Source organism: uncultured Alcanivorax sp. (genome assembly GCF_947258575.1).
GTDB lineage: Bacteria > Pseudomonadota > Gammaproteobacteria > Pseudomonadales > Alcanivoracaceae > Alcanivorax.
Map to the genome: position 1 here is coordinate 51,462 of NZ_CAMYIV010000010.1, position 17,099 is coordinate 68,560.

Sequence of the window (17,099 nt, forward strand, 5' to 3'; positions counted from 1 at the left end):
ACTCACAAGCAATAACAAGGAACTTTATCCATGGCAGGTTTAATTATTTCCGCTCTCATCGCCCTCGGCGTTGTCATTCTGCTCTTCATGGTGATCCGCATCGTGCCGCAGCGGCAGGTGTATGTGGTGGAGCGGCTGGGCAAGTACCAGACATCCCTGGAAGCGGGCCTCCACTTCCTGATGCCCTTTATCGACCGGGTTGCCTACAAGCACTCCCAGAAGGAAATCGTCCGTGACGTGCCGCGCCAGAGCTGTATCACCAAGGACAACATCGAAGTCTCCATCGACGGCGTCATGTACCTGCAGGTAATCGATCCCAAGTCCGCCAGTTATGGTGTGGACGACTACGTGATGGCCGCCCAGCAACTAGCCCAGACCACCCTGCGTTCCGTGATCGGTAAAATCGATCTGGACAAGACCTTCGAGGAACGCGGCGAAATCAATATGGAAGTGGTCAAGGCGGTGGATGAAGCCGCACAGCCCTGGGGCGTGAAAGTGCTGCGCTACGAAGTGGCCGACATCAACCTGCCCGTGTCCATCAAGGACGCCATGGAGAAACAGGTTCGCGCCGAGCGTGAACGTCGCGCCGTGGTTGCCGAGTCCGAGGGTGAGCGCCAGGCCGCCATCAACCGTTCAGAGGGTGATCGCCAGGCCGCCATCAACCGCTCCGAAGGTGAGAAGCAGGAGATGATCAATATCTCCGAAGGTGAAAAAATGAAGCAGATCAACGAGGCGGAAGGTCGCGCCCGTCAGATCGAGCTGATCGCCACCGCCACCGCTGAAGGCCTGCGTCAGGTAGCCGGCGCCGTGAAAGAGGATGGTGGCGAAGAAGCCGTCAGCCTGCGCATCGCCGAGCAGTACGTATCCGCCTTCGAAAAAGTCGCCAAGGAATCCACCACCCTGCTGCTGCCTCAGGGCCTCAGCGACATCGGTGGCGCCGTGGCCGGCCTGCAGAAAGTCCTCAAGACCGTGGAAAAAACCCCGGCCTGATCCATCCATCTCCAGGAGCTTGCCAACCGCAAGCTCCGCCCTCTCTGTAGGAGCACCGCTTGAGGTGCGAACCGGAGCGACCGTTGCGGTAACGCTGCCAGGGCGCCCCCAAGACCAGGATCAAAAGCACTTCCACCACAGAGGGCACAGAGATCACTGAGGAAAAGACGGTTTTTTCTCTGTGTGCTCTGTGCCCTCTGTGGGTAGATCCGTCTTTTCAGGTATTTGGGGGATCGCGCCGCAGCGACGCACCTGCAACAAGGCTTGCATTCCTTTCGCCCCATCCCAATATCCTGAACATCCCCAAGCCTCAAAGATTCAGGAGCCCCTATGTCCCGCCACTTCGAACAGGCCGACGGCCTCTGTGAAACCGAGGACGACGCCACCCGCGATTTCCTGTTCAACCAGACCATGCTCCGTATCAAGGACCCCGCTGTCAGCCTGGATTTCTATACCCGGGTGCTGGGCATGCGCCTGGTGCGCAAACTCGATTTTCCGGCAATGAAGTTCAGCCTCTATTTCCTGGCCTATCTGGGGGAAGAGGAGGCGCGCCAGGTGCCCGAGGACGATGCCAAACGACTCACCTACACCTTTGGTCGTGAAGCCATGCTGGAGCTGACCCACAACTGGGGCAGCGAAGACGATGCGGACTTTGCCTATCACAATGGCAACGACCAGCCCCAGGGGTTTGGTCATATCGGCATCACCGTTCCCGATGTTTACGCCGCCGCCGAACGGTTCGAAAAGCTGGGAGTGGATTTCGTCAAGAAACCGGATGATGGCAAGATGAAAGGTCTCGCTTTCATCAAGGATCCGGATGGATACTGGATTGAAATCCTGCAGGCTGACATGATGGAAACGCAGCAGAAGATCGCCTGAAAGATGTCACTTTTCTGACAGGCAATTTGTTTTTTTGCTTTCCTCTCTGGCTGTCTCGTATTGTGTAAGGCTCGTGTTTTTTGTCCAAGGCCCGGCACCCTCTCCGGGCCCACCTCAGGGGATCACCTATAATGAGTCAGTCTTCTCTTCTTACCAGCGCACAGCGTACCTTTTGCCAGGCTCGATCCGACCAACCGGCCCCGAACGGCCCCCGAGCCAAGGCATTGCTGGCGTTGGACCAGGGCAATACCCAGCAACAGGCCGCTGAACAAAGTGGGCTCAGCCTCGGCCAGGTACGCTACTGTTTACGACGGTTCCGGACCGTGAGCCTGGAAATCTTCGACACCGACAGCCCGGCTCCCACTTCTTCTGCGCAGGCAGACAGCAAGACGCAAAAAGCCGACAAAGAAAAAAAGAAAAGCGGCAAAAAAGTCAAAGCACTGAAACCCGTCAAAGCCAAAAATGAAAAGTCCGAGAAAAAAACGGACAAGAAAAGCACCAAGGGCACCAGCAAAAAGACCAAAAAGAGTGACAAGAAAGACAACAAGAAAAAGTCCGGTAAAAAGGGCGACGACAAAAAAGCCTCAAAAGGCAGCAAGAAGAAGAAAAAGAAATAATCGAAAATCCCCCGCTGACGCGCATGTTACACTCGCCTATCATCACGGCTATGCATGGGGGCTTTCTTGCTGACGCGTCTTCCACCCTGGGTAGAAGTTGGAGCCTTTCTGCTCGCCTTTCTGGCGGGCAGTGTCAATGCGGTGGGGCTGCTGGGCTTTAGCCACCAGTCTGTCTCTCACCTGACCGGCACCTCGTCGCTACTGGGCCTGGCATTGGCGGACCTGGCTCTGGGCAATGCCCTGCACCTGCTGTTTACCCTGCTTAGCTTTCTCGCCGGTGCCGCCCTCAGCGGCATGCTGATCACCAGCACCGCCCTGAAACTGGGCCGCCATTACGGTTTCTCCCTGCTGATCGAAGCCGCGTTGCTGATCATGGCCATGCTGACACTGCAACAGGGCAGTGATCTCGGTATCTATCTGGCCTCCATGGCCTGCGGCCTGCAGAACGCCATGGTCACCACCTACAGCGGCTCCATCATTCGCACCACCCACCTGTCCGGGATCTTCACCGACCTGGGCATCATGCTCGGCAACCGGCTGCGTGGCATTCCCCTCAACGGCCGCCGGCTTTTGCTGTTCGTCTTACTGATTGGCGGTTTCATTTGCGGCGGCGCGCTGGGAACCTTGCTGTTCAGGCTACTGCATTTCACCGCGCTGATGCTTCCTGCCATCTTGGCGGCATCACTGGCAGTGGTGTACTGGCGTTATAGCCGCCGGCATCGGTAAACCTACTCTTGCCAGGCATAGTCCATCTGCCGGGCAGTGTCTTCCGCCAGTTTCCGGCTGTGCAGCTTTTCCACCATATGCAGACTCATGTCGATGCCCGCGGAAATGCCCGCCGACGTGAGGCGATTGCCATCTTCTACCCAGCGGACATTTTCCTGCACATCCAGCGCAGGGAAACGCTGTCGTAAATCAGCACTATCTTCCCAGTGAGTGGTGACCCGTTGATCCGTCAGCAAACCGGCCTCGGCCAGCAGAAAGGCGCCAGTACAGACAGACGTGACCCAGCTGGCGGCATCACCGGCCTCGCGAATGGCTTCAAGCAGGGCCGGGTTTTCCATGCCAGCGCAATGCACACCACCGCTGACCAGCAATACATCCACAGACGGGTGGTCGGCGAGGGTGAAGTGACTTTTCACCGGGAAGCCACCTCTCGCCATCACCTCACGGTTTTCACTGATGAGGGACACCTGCCAGGGCGCACTATCACAGAGCCGGGCGGCAGTAGAGAACACTTCAAAAGGGCCGGCAAAATCCAGCACTTCGGCATCATCGTAGATCACAATCCCGATTTGTAGCATGGTCATTCCTGATGATTTATTTGTGTGGCAGGGTACGCACAAAGGCAAAGCAGTGAGATAACCAGTCCTGCAGGGCCCCATCATCGGCGACGGTATCAGCGTCGATCATCAGCATGCCCTTCATGGGCCGACCGGTGAAATCCATTTCGCCAGCTCCGGGTTCGTCGAGCAACGCTGCATAGGCATCCGGCCCCACCCGTGCCATCAAGCGGTCACCGAGAATACCGCAGCACATGTTGCCGGCGATCATGAAACAGAGGCCACCGAACATGCGCTTTTCATCGGGCAAAGCACCACTGACAGTGAGCAGCCCTTCGCGAACCCGCAACGCCAGATCAGTATCAAAGGCCATCAGAACACGGCGCGTAACGCATTGACGGTGAGCCCGATCAGTACCAGAGACGACAGGGCAAACAACACAAAACGTAGCTCGATCTTGTTGATCAACGCCTGCAATAACGAATGCACCACGCGGATACCCACATAGGCCCAGGCCAACGTCAGGTTGATGCCATCACCCTGGCCAAGCAGTGCCAGCGACAGGGCCACGGCATAGAACACCGTAGGCTGTTCCATCAGGTGGTTATAGTTATCCGCCTTCCAGCGCACACTGGCGGGCAGGGTGTTCATCTGCTCGCCACGGGGCGCTACCGGGTCTGGCTTCATGCTAGCGGCTTTCATGGCTGGCAACCGCGTTACATACATCCAGAGCCACATGACCATGGTCCAGGCCACCAGTACCACGACCGGGGTAATAATAGGGCTTGTCACTTGCATGTCTTTTCCTCGTGCTCCTTCTCATCTGAAGCGCTCAGACCAGTTTTTCCAGTGCCGCCAGCAGCATGCCAACAAGAAAAGCCGTCATCAGAATGGCGGCTATTTTTCGGTTGCTCAGCGACGTGTCAGCTGCTTGCAGATGTTTGTCACAGCAGGCTGACACCCATCCCGCTGCCGCCCCGCGACTCATCTTATATTGTCGGCATAACTGTCTGATCGCTGCTTTTTTTCCGTACACTTTCAGCGAGCTTTCCACCTCTTCCGGTAACCGCATATTATTTTTCTTCCCTGGTTATTGTTTTATTCCATTCGCTTTTTTTATAACCGTTTCAGTCTCAAACTGGGCTGCTTATCCATCCCCATTGCTTGAGTGTGATCAACCAACTCAACGCCTGAACATCCAGCCAGTCCCGCAAGGGCGCGGCCTGAGGACTGAACAGAAAGACACCTACCGTCACAAGATTTCCCACGACCATCAGCCAGAAAACAGTGCGAAAAGGCTGCTTGCGGGTTTTGTGGCGAAACAGCGGACGCGCCAGAAGACCACCGGGCCAGCCACCGGCGAGAGACAAAAGATGCAGGGTATTTTCTGGCACCCTCTGGCGTTCGTTCAGCGCTGCTCGCTTGTCCAGACCGAACATCAGGAACGTCAGGCCGGCGATTAACAACAGGAAAATAATCAGGAAAAACCAGAACGCATTCTGCGAGAAAAACCACCACAGCCCGCCATAGAACGCCCCCACCATCAGCAGCGGGAAAAGAAACTCCGGCAACAGCAGATGGCCGGGCCGCCAGCACCGTTCCACCTCCACGGCGCGTACGCCCTTGGCCGCATCCGGCTCCACCCGAAACAGCACCTTTTCGCCGGCTTTCGGGCGCGAACGAATACGGCCAAAGGCACTGACATGAACAAAAATGTCCCGGCCTTTCTTGTCGGTGATAAAGCCGAAACCACGCTCATCATCCCAACGTTGCAGTACACCCGATTGTTTTTTCATATTTTCCTGCGTCAGTGGTGTTCCGACCAATGCCAGTTAGGCGTACTCAACAACCCCTGCCCGACGATCTGTGTTTCACCCAGCTCTTTGGTGAGCTCCACCCCATGGCAATCCGGATGTTCGTTCAACGCCGCCACCAGCTGGCTGGCATGGCTGACCACCCATAGCTGGCTGTGCTGGCTGGCCTGTTTGATCAGGCGGGCCAGTGCCGGCAGCAGATCCGGGTGCAGGCTGTTCTCCGGTTCGTTAAGCACCATCAGTGAAGGAGGGCGCGGGGTGAGCAGGGCGGCGATCAGTAACAGGTAGCGCAGGGTGCCGTCGGACAGCTCCGCCGCTGACAGCGGGCGCAGCAGGCCGTACTGATGAAACTCCAGCTTCAGGCGACCATCCGGCAACGGTTCGATATTCAGCCTGGCACCGGGAAAGGCGTCCTCAATGGCCGCATCCAACGCCAGGCTGTCGCCCACTTCGCGGATGGTCTGCAGGGCCGCCGCCAGATCGCGGCCATCGTGGTGCAGCACCGGTGTACGAGTGCCGATCTGCACTTGGCGGGCCGGGGCCTCCCGGTCGGTGCGGAAGTGGTCATAGAAACGCCAGCCACGAATCCGCTCGCGTAGGGCCAGCACCTCCGGCGCCGAACGCGCATCGGCCACCTGGCTGAAAAGACTGTCGAAGGTATTGAGGTGATCAGCCAATGACAGCCAGCCGTTATCGACACGGGCTTTCACCAGCGGCCCGCGCCGATCCACCAACGCTGCCGCCGGACGGTAGGCGCCGCCGGCCCAGATGATTTCCCGCTTGATTTCCGGGTCCAGGTTGAAGGCGGTGGTGCTGTCCGGCCGGGGCAGCCCCAACTCGATCAGGTAACCAAAATCCTCGTCGGCAAAACCCAGCCTGAGCCGCCGGCTATGCTGACGGGGCCCACCTTCCACCGGCACCAATCCCTTGCGCATGGCAGTACTGAGCGTCTCCGGCCCGGCCCAGAAGGTAGACTCCAGCCCGCCCTCACCAGCCAGCGCCGCAATCACGTCATCCTGGGCAGTGGCCGCCAGCAGCCGCAGGGCCCGATACAGGTTGGACTTGCCACTGCCGTTGGCACCGGTAATCACATTCAGCGGCCCAAGCGGCAATAGCAGCTCCAGGGCGGAACGGTAATTACTGATGGCCAGGGTTGTCAGCATGTTTTGCCCTTATTGTTAGCTGCAAGCCACAAGCTTCAAGCTGCAACGCGGTTATAGTCCCGTAGTATCCGCCAGGGTCTTATCCGCGCTCATGCGCGGGCACAGACTTTCTGCCGCGATAAACCAGGCCGCGCCTTGTAGCTTGCAGCTTGAAGCTTGAAGCTATCTTTTATCCTTTCCACGCCCACAACGCCGCCAGCAACGCCACCGGTGCCGTTTCCGCGCGCAACACCCGGTTGCCCAGGGCAAAGGCCACAAAGCCGTTTTCCTCCGCCGCGCGCAGTTCCTCATCGGAAAAGCCGCCCTCCGGGCCGGTGAGCAGGGCCAGTTCCGCTGTTCCTTTCAGGGCAGCAGGGGAGAACGGGCTTTTTCCCGGGTGCGCAATCAATCGCAAGTCTGGCAGGTCTTCAGTCAGCCAGTCCTTGAGCGGCATCACGCCGGTGACCTGCGGGGGCCGGTTCAGGCCGCATTGCTCGCAGGCACTGATGGCCACCTGTTGCCACTGGGCCAGTTTCTTTTCCTGGCGTTCGCCCTTGAGGCGCACCTCACAACGCTCGGTATCCAGCACCACGATCCGGGCGGCGCCCAGCTCTGTGGCTTTCTGGATCGCATAGTCCATGCGCTCGCCCTTAATCATGGGCAGCGCCACCGTGACCGCCAGCGGGGCAGTGCGGTCTTCCTCCACAAACGCCAGCGGCTCCACGGTCACCGCCTTCTTGCCCACGGCAAGGATCCGCGCGGTCCATTCACCGCCGTGCCCATTGAATACCACCAGCTCGTCGCCCACCGCCATGCGCAGCACCTTGCCAATATGATGACTGGCATTGGCGCCCAGCTCGGTGGCAAGGCCGGAGTGAAATTCCTGATCGTCGAAAAAGCGGCGGGCCATGGGATCTCCGTCATCAATGGGTGCCAGCGGGAAAAGCAAAAGGCTACCATAGCGCCGGTCAAAGAGACTGCTATCAAGTGAGAGATTCCATGGGCGAAATAGTTGCCTCCCCGTTCCGGCCCCCCGTGTGGCTACGCAACCCCCACCTGCAAACCCTGTGGGGACCACTCGGTCGCGCCTTGCCTGAGGTGGAGCGGCACAGCGAATGGCTGCCTCTGGCGGATGGTGACCAGCTGTTGCTGGACTGGGCCGGGCCGCAACGCCACCCCGGTCAGCTCACCGTGATCCTGCTCCACGGCCTCTCTGGCTGCAGCGATTCCCACTATATGCGTGGCATTCAGAAGGCGCTGGCCAATGCGGGGGTGCGCTCGGTGGCGATCAACAGTCGCGGGGCGAAACAGCCCAATGACACCGCGCTGTGTTACCACGCCGGGGAAACGGACGATGTGGATGCGGTGATCGAGCATGTGTTTGCCCAGGACCCAACAGGTAACCGCATCGCCATCGGCGTGTCGCTGGGTGGCAGCCGGCTGCTGAACTGGCTGGCTCAACGGGACAACGGCAAGCTGACGGCGGTGGCCTCGGTGTGTGCGCCCCTGCGGCTGGACCTGTGCGCCAACCGGCTGGATCGGGGCCTGTCGAAGATGTACCGCCAGCATCTGCTGAAAGTGCTGCTCGGCCAGCTCGACGACAAGAAGCGCCATCTGGACAAGATCAACCAGCCGGAAGCCAAGCGCCTGCACCGGCTGAACATGAGCGGCATCCGCTCCTTCTGGCGTTACGATGACCAGATCATCGCGCCGCTGTACGGTTTTCGTGGGGCCTACCATTACTACGCCCAATGCTCCGCCGGCCCCAAGCTGCTGCAGATCCGCACCCCCACACTGATGCTGCAGAACCGGGACGACCCCTTCATGACCCCGGACACACTACCGCGCCAGGAAGAGCTTGGCCCGGCGGTAACCCTGGAGGTGAGCGAGTACGGGGGCCACGTGGGCTTCATCAACCACGCGCCCCAGCGCTTCTGGTTGGAACAGCGGTTGATGGCGTTTGTGCAGGGGTTTGGTTTTCGCTGACAGACTGAGAGGGTTCGTTTCAAAGCCTGGGCAGCTTGTTGGAGCCCATGCTTGCATGGCGAACTAACCCGGCACTTGAATGCAAAATTCCAGGCTTGGAGGTATGGGAGGTATGCACATCACCGATGTCATCAACGCTCCCCCAGGTTCGATGAAACGCACGGGGCAAGAGCTGACCCCCATAATCTCACCGATTGCTAGTTTCTCTAACGCCGCACTCTGCGGTAAATTTGGAGCAAAGCGTAAAATTTAGCCGGCAGCAGCGCCTTGTTATGCATCTGGTGTTAACGATGGCATTGGAGAAATAAGAGAATCAGTGACAGCTCCGACAACATTATCATCCATTCCCTGTACGCTGACAGTATCCGTTTGTGGAACTAAAAGATGGGGCTGAGAAAGCGGGCCTAATGCTTGAATAATCTCCAACACACCGAACTCTCGCCTACTAACCAACTCTTGAGTCACGAGTCGATGAAGAGGCTCTGGCAGGTTTGCTTCTCTTGGCATAGAAGCATCCGCATTACAAAATTGACTGACTATACCCCAAGATTTATAAAATATTTCCATAAAAGATCCGTCATATGGCAAAGGGCAAACGACTAGATTTCTACGTTGGTCAAAAGTGATAAGATCACTCCGTCCATACTGAGCAGGCACTATACCTACACGCAGCCCTTCTGCTCCTTCAAGTGCTGTAGGATTTATCTTAACAGTAGTGCCGACCCAGCGTTGAGAATCGGTATATCCTAAAAACAAATCAGCTTTCCATAGTCCTTTTATACTTTTAGGAAGCTCTTCTCTTCGATTTCTAAAACGAAAAGCTTCAACAATGCCTGCAAGATGTGTTTTTAACTTAGGGGGCTGGGCCTGTGCACCAGTCAGTATCCGAGAATCTTCTGTCAAAATACTATGCGCCGTATCAATCAACTGCACGGAGCCATTTTTTTCAGCGCCAAATAATATTGATTCAATACTTTGACCGGGAACCCTACAATGATTTGCTAACGCATCATCTACTTTTCCAACGATAAGGGGATCTTTTCTACGCATGGCATCATGAACAGCATATTCGAAACAAATACCAATATCACCGTCACCCTCTCTCCTCAATCTTGGCAACATCTTCAGTTTTACATTTTCATAGCCACCGACCTCCGCAACAACATCCTGCTTCAAGGAATAAAGCAATCCATGCAGTATGGGACGAATAATTGCCAAGAAAGCAGAGTATGGATCACCGACCGGATTTTGTTGAATTTCTTTATTAATCAGAATTGGAGACATCAGATTATTCCTTTTATATTGAATTCCATAGATGCATAACGCCAATATTCAGCGGCGGCCTTTGCGTAGCGAAGCGGAGAAAAGGCCGTCCGGTGGATTCCCATCAGGGCCGGAACGAACTGGAATGGTTGGTTAGCTCCTTTTCCGGGATACGTGCGGCCTCAACCAAACCTCAAACTTGGTCACCGCGTCGTTGATCTTTGGAGTGAAAGTGTCATATTTCGAGCTTTCTCCTCCATAGTACAAGATCGCCTGCTGTTCCTTTCGCTCTTCGGCATTCATCCAATCGGGCTCGTGAGGGTTTTGATATCGAGAAAGTAGATGCTGAATTGCGAGCTGAACATCCACCCTGCATTTTCTCAGAGGGACAATAACGTCTTGATACTCAGAGCCCCACTCTACCATTGCCTCAAGGTGGCATTGTTCTAGCTCAACGAACGCGTCATGCAGCACTTTCCAGCGTTTTTCGTAAACATGTGCAGTACCAGCGTGCTTAAACTCTCTCTTTAGGTGGCCATGAGTGTTCGTCATCTCTTCTGGATATTCGTATCCATAAATCGCAGGGCCTCGAACGTGTTTGAAGGCTTCCCGTACACGATAAACAGCTCTAAGAGTATCTTTGGCTATCTGATATTCAGATCTCCCCTTGAGCTCTGCTCTCCAGGTACTGATACCTTTGAAGGCAAAAAAGGCTGTGAACGCAGCAGAGAGCCCTACGGCGATGTCCTTGATTTCTGACAGCATCCTTTCTCCTGACGTGGATCTCCAATGAGCTAACAGATATTAGGAAGCCGGCCCGAATATCCAATGAACGTGCCGGCTTCATATCACAAACTACAAATTTGCATATCGAAAGATAAAAGCAGAAAAGTCAGTCAGTTACAAACCGGCCTGTTTGCACATGATTCAATATGTTGGCCTCTTCTTTTCCCTGACCCAATAACACTGACCATAAAGACAGAATTATTGAGAATCGTATCCAGCCCATGCACAAGGAGCACGCAGGCCGCCCATAGAGGCAAGCAACCATCGGTTATCAACGCCTGCGTTTGAAAGATGTATTGGGAAAAGGGCGATAACCCTGCGTCTTCATCACAGAGGGCACAGAGCACACCGAGAAAAGAGGGTTTTCCTCCGTGTGCTCTGTGCCCTCTGTGGTGAAACCGTTTTTTTGCAGTGGTAGTTGGAAGGACAGCTATTCGCTGCCGGTACGCTGCATTCCCGGCACATGGCCCAGCAGCAGCGCCGAGGTGGTGTCCGCGGCCCGGTAGCGGGCCTTCATTTCTTCCAGGTGCTCGCGGGTCTCGCCGCGCAGGAAGGGTTCTTCCAGACAGATGATCTGGTAGATGCCGTGGCGCATCAGGGATTCGTCCAGGGCTTCATCCGCCGCCGCGTCCGGGCGCAGGCCATGGACCAGCGATGCCCAGGAGGACATCAGCACCCAGGTGTTCACCATCAGTCCCTGTAGCTGCTCATCATCCACATCGATAATGCCGCTGCTGCGCAGTTCGCCGTAAATCACCAGTCCCCGTTCCAGCACCACCTCCACAAAGGCCTGGTAGCGCGCTGCCAGCGCCTGGTCGGCATGAAGAAAGTGGGTCAGGTCGCGGTGGAAAAACCGGTACTGCCACATGGACGCCAGCAACCCCTCGAAATAATGGGTCTTGATGGTCCAGGTCAGCGGCCCCTGAGGCGCCTGCAACAGGGCCAGCAGGTGCTCGCTGTAGCGCTCGAACAACGCCGCCACGATGACGCCCTTGTTGCGAAAGTGGTAGTAGAGGTTCCCCGGGCTGATCCCCAGCGCGTCGGCAATATGATTGGTGGTCACATTGCGTTCCCCCTGCCGATTAAAGAGCGTGAGGCTGGTGTTGAGGATGCGTTCCTTGGTGCTGGTCATTGTAGGCCAAATGTTGTGATTTCATTACTGCAGGTTGACTCCTAGAGTAATTACTCTAAAAATCAGACTCAAGGTTAATTTTTGATCGGCAATCAGCACTGCCGGTCTTGTCATCATACATAATCCTGAAGCCGCGATTTCAGCGTGGATGGATGGCGTAAGAATTTGCTGTCACAGGGGATTTTCTGAAGAAGCGTCGCATCAGGGAATGCGATCGACTGAAGAAAATTTTCTGTGGCGGCAAAGGCTTGCGTCAGACGCCGCGATGAAGTCGCGGACTCAGGATAAAAAAAGCCTCGGGAGGCAAGTGACCATGGTCGCCGAAGTGAAAGATCTCCACAGCAACAATGCCGACATCGAACGCATGCAGCAGATTTTCGCTGCCCAGAAAGCGGCCTACCGCCAGCACCCTTACCCCAGCGCGGAACAACGCATTGAGCTGATCAACCGCATCAAACCGATGCTGCTGGACAACCTGGATGCCTGGATCGAGGCCCTCAACAACGATTTCACCACCCGGGCGGCCGACGAAACCAAGCTGGCCGAGATGCTGATCACTCTGGAAGGGCTCAAGTACACCACCAAGAAGCTGCGCAAGTGGATGAAGCCCCAGAAGCGTAGCGTCAGCGCACTGAGCTGGCCGGGCAAGACCTGGGTGGAATATCAGCCCGTGGGCGTGGTGGGCATCATCGTTCCCTGGAACTACCCGATCCAGCTGGCCGTGGTGCCACTGATCACTGCCCTGGCCGCCGGCAACCGGGTGATGATCAAGATGAGTGAAGCTACCCCACGCACCGGTGCCTTGCTGGAGAAACTGATCGCGGACACCTTCCCGGAAGAACAGGTAGCAGTGATCAATGGCGAGGTGGATGTGGCCCAGGCGTTCTCCAGCCTGCCGTTCGACCACCTGCTGTTCACCGGCTCTACCACCGTGGGCCGCCACATCATGCGCGCCGCTGCCGCCAACCTGACCCCGGTGACCCTGGAGCTGGGTGGCAAGAGCCCCTGCATCATCGGCCAGGACTTCCCCATGAAGGATGCCGCCGAGCGTATCGCCTTCGGCAAGTGCCTGAACTCCGGCCAGACCTGTGTGGCCCCGGACTACATCCTCTGCCCTGAAAACCGGGTGCAGGAATTCGTGGACGCCTGGAAAGCCCAAGTGGCCCAGTCTTACCCGACCATGGTCAACAACCCGGACTTCACTGCCATCATCAACCAGCGCCAGTTCAGCCGGCTGCAGGGCTACCTGAAGGATGCCAGCGAGAAGGGCGCCGATGTCATCGAGATCAACCCGGCCAACGAAGATTTCACCGGCAGCCAGAAGATCCCTCATACCCTGGTGCTGAACGTGACCGACGACATGCAGATCGCCCAGGATGAAATCTTCGGCCCGCTGATGATCGTGGTGCCCTACAAGAATCTGGATGACGCCATCGAGTACGTGAACGAGCGTCCCCGCCCGCTGGCCCTGTACTACTTCGACTGGAACCAGGGCAACTGTGACCGGGTGCTGAAGAACACCCATTCCGGCGGCGTCTGCCTGAACGACACCATCTCCCATGTGGGTGTCGACGACATTCCGTTCGGTGGGTCAGGCGAGTCCGGCATGGGCGCCTACCACGGCCCGGAAGGTTTCCTGACCTTCTCCCAGGCCAAGGGCATCTACAAGAAGGGCAAGTTCAACGCCACCAAGTTCATCCTGCCCCCCTATGGCCGCGGCATGCACAAGATGATCGACAAGTACTTTTTGAAATAGGAACAGCGGTTATAGATTTACCGTTACCTTGCTGTAGGAGCGGCGCTCGAGCCGCGAACAGCCTCACGCAGTAACGAGGCACGAGAAGCGAGTTACGAAAGACGAAGAGCGGGTTTGGGGTTTTCGAAACTCGCTTCTCGCAACTCGTACCTTGTTGGTTCGCGGCTCAAGCGCCGCTCCTACAAATAACCACTAACAAGAATATAGAGTGCGCTATGGATCAGGGACTCAATCGCCGCAGCTTTCTCAAGCTGGGCGCCGCCGGTAGTGCCTTGCTGGCCACCGGCTCCAGCCTCACCCTGCTTACCGGCTGTTCCAGCAATGACGGCCCGGCGGCAGGTTATCGCCATTTTCGCCAACAGGATGTAGACCTGCTCACCCCGCTGGTCGGCGCCGTGCTGGGCAAGGCACTCACGGATGTGGGCGCCAGTGCCGAAGACGGCATGAAGGCTTACGACGATCTTCTGGATGGGGCCATGCCCGGCACCCGGGCCACCCTGTTTCAGATTCTTGATCTGATGCAGCTGGGCGCTGCCCGCTGGTTTATCACCGGCACCTGGGCCAGCTTTGCCGAGCAGAGCGAAGACGAGCTGCAACAAACCCTGGCCCACTGGTCCTCCAGTGATCGCGGCCTGTCGCAGATGGCATTCAAAGGCCTCACCCAGCCCATGTTCATGGCCTGGTACGTGAAGCCCGAGGCGGCGCGCAGCACCGGTTACCCGGGCCCGCCGCAAAAAATCGTCGCCTGAACAGCGGCCTTTCTTCTGCACCAGCCAGTCAAAAAATAAAAGGACAACGCCATGCAGGACCTGTCTTCCCTGCCCATCAAGGGCATCAATGACCCGTGGAAAACCGGTATCAAGAACGGCTGGGATGTCATTGACGGCCGTACCGTTTCCGCTGACCGCACTCTGGAAGCGGATGTGGTGATCATCGGCACCGGTGCCGGCGGCGGCGTCAGCGCAGAAATTCTCACCCAGCGCGGGCTCAAGGTGATTCTTATCGAAGCCGGCAAGCTGATGAGCTCTGACGACTTCACCCTGAACGAAGGCCAGGCCTACCGGGACCTGTATCAGGAGGGCGCCATGCGCGCCACCAAGGATGCCGGCATCACCATCCTGCAGGGCCGCACTGTGGGCGGCACCACCGTGGTCAACTGGACCAGCTCCTTCCGCACCCCCAGTGAAACCCTGCAGTACTGGCAGGACACCTTCGGCGCGGAAAATCTGCTGCGTGATGATCTGGACCCCTGGTTCCAGAAGATGGAAGAGCGGCTCAAGATCAGCCAGTGGATCATGCCCCCCAACGCCAACAACGACGTGCTGAAAAAAGGCTGCGACGCCCTGGGCTGGGAATGGGCCGTGATCCCGCGCAACGTGGAAGGCTGCTGGAATATCGGTTACTGCGGCATGGGCTGCCCGACCAATGCCAAGCAATCCATGCTGGTAACCACGCTGCCCACGGCCATGAACAACGGCGCCACCCTCATTCACAGCGCCCAGGCCCATCGTCTGATCATCGACGGCGACACCGTCACCGGGGTGGAAGTGCACCCGCTCAACAATGACAAAGTCGCCATCGGCGCCACGGTCACCGTCAAGGCGAAAACCGTGATTGCCTCCGGCGGCGGCATCCAGACTCCCGCCCTGCTGATGCGTTCCGAGGCACCGGACCCCCAGGGCAGGGTAGGCAAGCGCACCTTCCTGCACCCCACTACCTTTACCTTCGGCATCTACGACAAGGAAGTGGCGCCGTATTACGGCGCGCCGCAATCCCTGTATTCCGACGAGTTCGTGTTCAAGCATGGCGTGGACGGCCCGGCGGGCTACAAGCTGGAAATGATGCCCATGCACCCGGGCCTCACCGGTGCCCTGATGGGCGGCTACGGTGGCGATGCCCGCAGCGAAATCGAGCGGCTGCCAAACCTGGCAGCCTCCATCGCCCTGATCCGGGATGGTTTCCACGCCGACAACCCCGGCGGCAATGTGGAACTTCGCGACAATGGCGAGCCGGTCATCGACTATCCCGTTGACCCCTATCTGCTGGAAGGCGCCAAGCGCACCCACCTGACCATGGCGGAAATGCACTTCGCCGCCGGGGCCAAAGAGATCCGCCCCAGCCACGGCCATGCCGGTTATTACAAAAGCTGGAAAGAGGCCAGGGATGCCATCAACAACCTGGCCTACGACCCGGTGATCACCGGCCTTGGCAGTGCCCACGTGATGGGGGGCTGCGCCATGGGCCAGGATGAGTCCCAGTGTGTGGTCAACAGCGACGGCAGCTACAAGTATCTGAACGGCCTGTACATTATCGACGGTTCGGTATTCCCCACCAGCCTGGGGGTGAACCCGCAGCTCACCATCTATGGCATGAGCGCCCGCAACGCCACCGCCCTGGCGGACAAGCTGCAAGCCTGACCCGCCTCTGAATAACGCCCTGCGACGGTTACCTGTACGGCGCAGGGCGTTACTTTTACCGCCCCACCTCATCGCCCCCAGCGCCGATTCCGACAGGAAAACCACAGGAAGCAGGCGAAGCCGGACGCCAAATAAGGTATAAGTGCGGCATGAAAACCCCGCAACGATTACAACCCCTGGTCGATGACGGCCTCATCGACGAGGTCATCAGCCGTCTTATGAGCGGCAAGGAAGCCGATATCTTCGTGGTCCGCTGTGGCGAGGAGATCCGCTGCGCGAAAGTCTACAAGGAAGCCGCCAAGCGAAACTTCAAGAAAGCCGCCCAGTACCGGGAAGGCCGCAAGGTCCGCAACAGCCGCCGCAGCCGGGCCATGGAAAAAGGCTCCAAGTTCGGTCGTGAGCAGCAGGAAAAGATCTGGCAGAGCGCCGAAGTGGACGCCCTGCGTCTGCTGGCCGAGGCCGGCGTGCGCGTGCCCAAGCCCTACGACATGCTCGAAGGGGTGCTGCTGATGGAACTGGTCACCGACGATGAAGGCGACGTGGCCCCGCGCCTCAGCGAGGTGGTGATGTCCGCCGAGCAGGCGGAAGAAGACCACGCGCTGATGATGCAGTACGTGGTGCGCATGCTGTGTGCCGGGATCATCCACGGCGACCTGTCCGAGTTCAATGTGCTGGTGGATGACTACGGCCCGGTGATCATCGACCTGCCCCAGGCCGTGGATGCCGCCGCCAACAACAGCGCCGAAGCCATGCTCTACCGGGACGTGGACAACATGACCCGCTATTACGGCCAGTATGCCCCGTCACTGCGCGGTAGCCGCTATGGTCAGGAAATCTGGGCCCTGTATGAAAGCGGCGAGCTGACCCCGGACAGCGAACTCACCGGCCAGGTGGAAGACGACGGCCACATCGCCGACGTGGAAGACGTGCTGGCAGAAATCAAGGCCGCCTTCGAGGAAGAACAGGAACGCCGCGAACGCCTCAGTGGCGACGCCGAGGACAGCGGTTATTGACCCCATCAGGTAGGGTGCACT

19 protein-coding genes are annotated in these 17,099 nt (G+C 57.8%); 9 read left to right on the forward strand and 10 right to left on the reverse strand.

The features are described from left to right. The first annotated feature begins 30 nt into the window (after positions 1-30). The 4 genes from Q0Y02_RS10025 to Q0Y02_RS10040 all read left to right on the forward strand — a co-directional run bounded on the left by Q0Y02_RS10025 (position 31) and on the right by Q0Y02_RS10040 (position 3,212). Entirely contained in the window at positions 31-990 is a 960-nt protein-coding gene (locus Q0Y02_RS10025; RefSeq protein ID WP_035245793.1) for a slipin family protein, read from the forward strand. A gap of 330 nt (positions 991-1,320) precedes the next feature. Next, the gene (gene gloA, locus Q0Y02_RS10030) at positions 1,321-1,869 is read left to right on the forward strand and encodes a lactoylglutathione lyase (RefSeq protein WP_297767499.1); all 549 of its coding nucleotides are present in this window, start codon (positions 1,321-1,323) and stop codon (positions 1,867-1,869) included. A 131-nt stretch (positions 1,870-2,000) separates the two neighbouring features. Next, entirely contained in the window at positions 2,001-2,486 is a 486-nt protein-coding gene (locus Q0Y02_RS10035) for a helix-turn-helix domain-containing protein (protein ID WP_297768088.1), read from the forward strand. Between the two features lie 66 nt (positions 2,487-2,552). Next, positions 2,553-3,212 carry a YoaK family protein gene (locus Q0Y02_RS10040; RefSeq protein WP_297767502.1) on the forward strand — a complete coding sequence of 220 codons (660 nt, stop codon included), beginning with the start codon at positions 2,553-2,555 and terminating at the stop codon, positions 3,210-3,212. Between the two features lie 2 nt (positions 3,213-3,214). On the opposite strand, the gene Q0Y02_RS10045 is transcribed toward Q0Y02_RS10040, so the two are convergent. From Q0Y02_RS10045 to Q0Y02_RS10075, 7 genes are all read right to left on the reverse strand, one after another. Beyond that, the gene (locus tag Q0Y02_RS10045; RefSeq protein ID WP_297767505.1) at positions 3,215-3,790 is read right to left on the reverse strand and encodes a DJ-1/PfpI family protein; all 576 of its coding nucleotides are present in this window, start codon (positions 3,788-3,790) and stop codon (positions 3,215-3,217) included. 16 nt (positions 3,791-3,806) lie between these two features. Further along, positions 3,807-4,142, reverse strand: a complete 336-nt coding sequence (locus Q0Y02_RS10050; RefSeq protein ID WP_297767508.1) for a TfoX/Sxy family protein — start codon at positions 4,140-4,142, stop codon at positions 3,807-3,809. Beyond that, the gene (locus Q0Y02_RS10055) at positions 4,142-4,567 is read right to left on the reverse strand and encodes an MAPEG family protein (protein ID WP_297767511.1); all 426 of its coding nucleotides are present in this window, start codon (positions 4,565-4,567) and stop codon (positions 4,142-4,144) included. The genes Q0Y02_RS10050 and Q0Y02_RS10055 overlap by 1 nt, the downstream gene beginning before the upstream one ends. Positions 4,568-4,601: 34 nt before the next feature. After that, positions 4,602-4,841, reverse strand: a complete 240-nt coding sequence (locus Q0Y02_RS10060) for a hypothetical protein (protein ID WP_297767514.1) — start codon at positions 4,839-4,841, stop codon at positions 4,602-4,604. 61 nt (positions 4,842-4,902) lie between these two features. Next, positions 4,903-5,565: a DUF1294 domain-containing protein gene (locus Q0Y02_RS10065; RefSeq protein ID WP_297767517.1), complete on the reverse strand. Its 663-nt coding sequence runs from the start codon at positions 5,563-5,565 to the stop codon at positions 4,903-4,905. 11 nt (positions 5,566-5,576) lie between these two features. Then, positions 5,577-6,746 carry an AAA family ATPase gene (locus tag Q0Y02_RS10070; RefSeq protein ID WP_297767520.1) on the reverse strand — a complete coding sequence of 390 codons (1,170 nt, stop codon included), beginning with the start codon at positions 6,744-6,746 and terminating at the stop codon, positions 5,577-5,579. 169 nt (positions 6,747-6,915) lie between these two features. Then, a complete protein-coding gene (locus Q0Y02_RS10075; RefSeq protein ID WP_297767522.1) occupies positions 6,916-7,635 on the reverse strand; it encodes a 16S rRNA (uracil(1498)-N(3))-methyltransferase in 720 nt (239 codons plus the stop codon). Between the two features lie 89 nt (positions 7,636-7,724). Here Q0Y02_RS10075 and Q0Y02_RS10080 point away from each other — a divergent pair, with 89 nt between their 5' ends. Then, a complete protein-coding gene (locus Q0Y02_RS10080) occupies positions 7,725-8,711 on the forward strand; it encodes an alpha/beta fold hydrolase (RefSeq protein WP_297767525.1) in 987 nt (328 codons plus the stop codon). A 270-nt stretch (positions 8,712-8,981) separates the two neighbouring features. On the opposite strand, the gene Q0Y02_RS10085 is transcribed toward Q0Y02_RS10080, so the two are convergent. The 3 genes from Q0Y02_RS10085 to Q0Y02_RS10095 form a co-directional block, all read right to left on the reverse strand. Then, positions 8,982-9,995 carry a hypothetical protein gene (locus Q0Y02_RS10085; protein ID WP_297767528.1) on the reverse strand — a complete coding sequence of 338 codons (1,014 nt, stop codon included), beginning with the start codon at positions 9,993-9,995 and terminating at the stop codon, positions 8,982-8,984. A 132-nt stretch (positions 9,996-10,127) separates the two neighbouring features. Next, on the reverse strand, positions 10,128-10,739 hold the full coding sequence (locus Q0Y02_RS10090) for a hypothetical protein (protein WP_297767531.1): 612 nt from the start codon (positions 10,737-10,739) through the stop codon (positions 10,128-10,130). Between the two features lie 451 nt (positions 10,740-11,190). Next, positions 11,191-11,892, reverse strand: coding sequence for a TetR/AcrR family transcriptional regulator (locus tag Q0Y02_RS10095; RefSeq protein ID WP_297767533.1), 702 nt, complete (start codon positions 11,890-11,892; stop codon positions 11,191-11,193). A gap of 313 nt (positions 11,893-12,205) precedes the next feature. Here Q0Y02_RS10095 and Q0Y02_RS10100 point away from each other — a divergent pair, with 313 nt between their 5' ends. From Q0Y02_RS10100 to Q0Y02_RS10115, 4 genes are all read left to right on the forward strand, one after another. Continuing rightward, a complete protein-coding gene (locus Q0Y02_RS10100; protein WP_297768091.1) occupies positions 12,206-13,648 on the forward strand; it encodes a coniferyl aldehyde dehydrogenase in 1,443 nt (480 codons plus the stop codon). Between the two features lie 215 nt (positions 13,649-13,863). Further along, on the forward strand, positions 13,864-14,397 hold the full coding sequence (locus Q0Y02_RS10105; RefSeq protein ID WP_297767536.1) for a twin-arginine translocation signal domain-containing protein: 534 nt from the start codon (positions 13,864-13,866) through the stop codon (positions 14,395-14,397). Between the two features lie 51 nt (positions 14,398-14,448). Next, positions 14,449-16,065, forward strand: coding sequence for a GMC family oxidoreductase (locus Q0Y02_RS10110; RefSeq protein ID WP_297767540.1), 1,617 nt, complete (start codon positions 14,449-14,451; stop codon positions 16,063-16,065). A 149-nt stretch (positions 16,066-16,214) separates the two neighbouring features. Beyond that, positions 16,215-17,078: a PA4780 family RIO1-like protein kinase gene (locus tag Q0Y02_RS10115; protein ID WP_297767543.1), complete on the forward strand. Its 864-nt coding sequence runs from the start codon at positions 16,215-16,217 to the stop codon at positions 17,076-17,078. Positions 17,079-17,099: the final 21 nt, after the last annotated feature.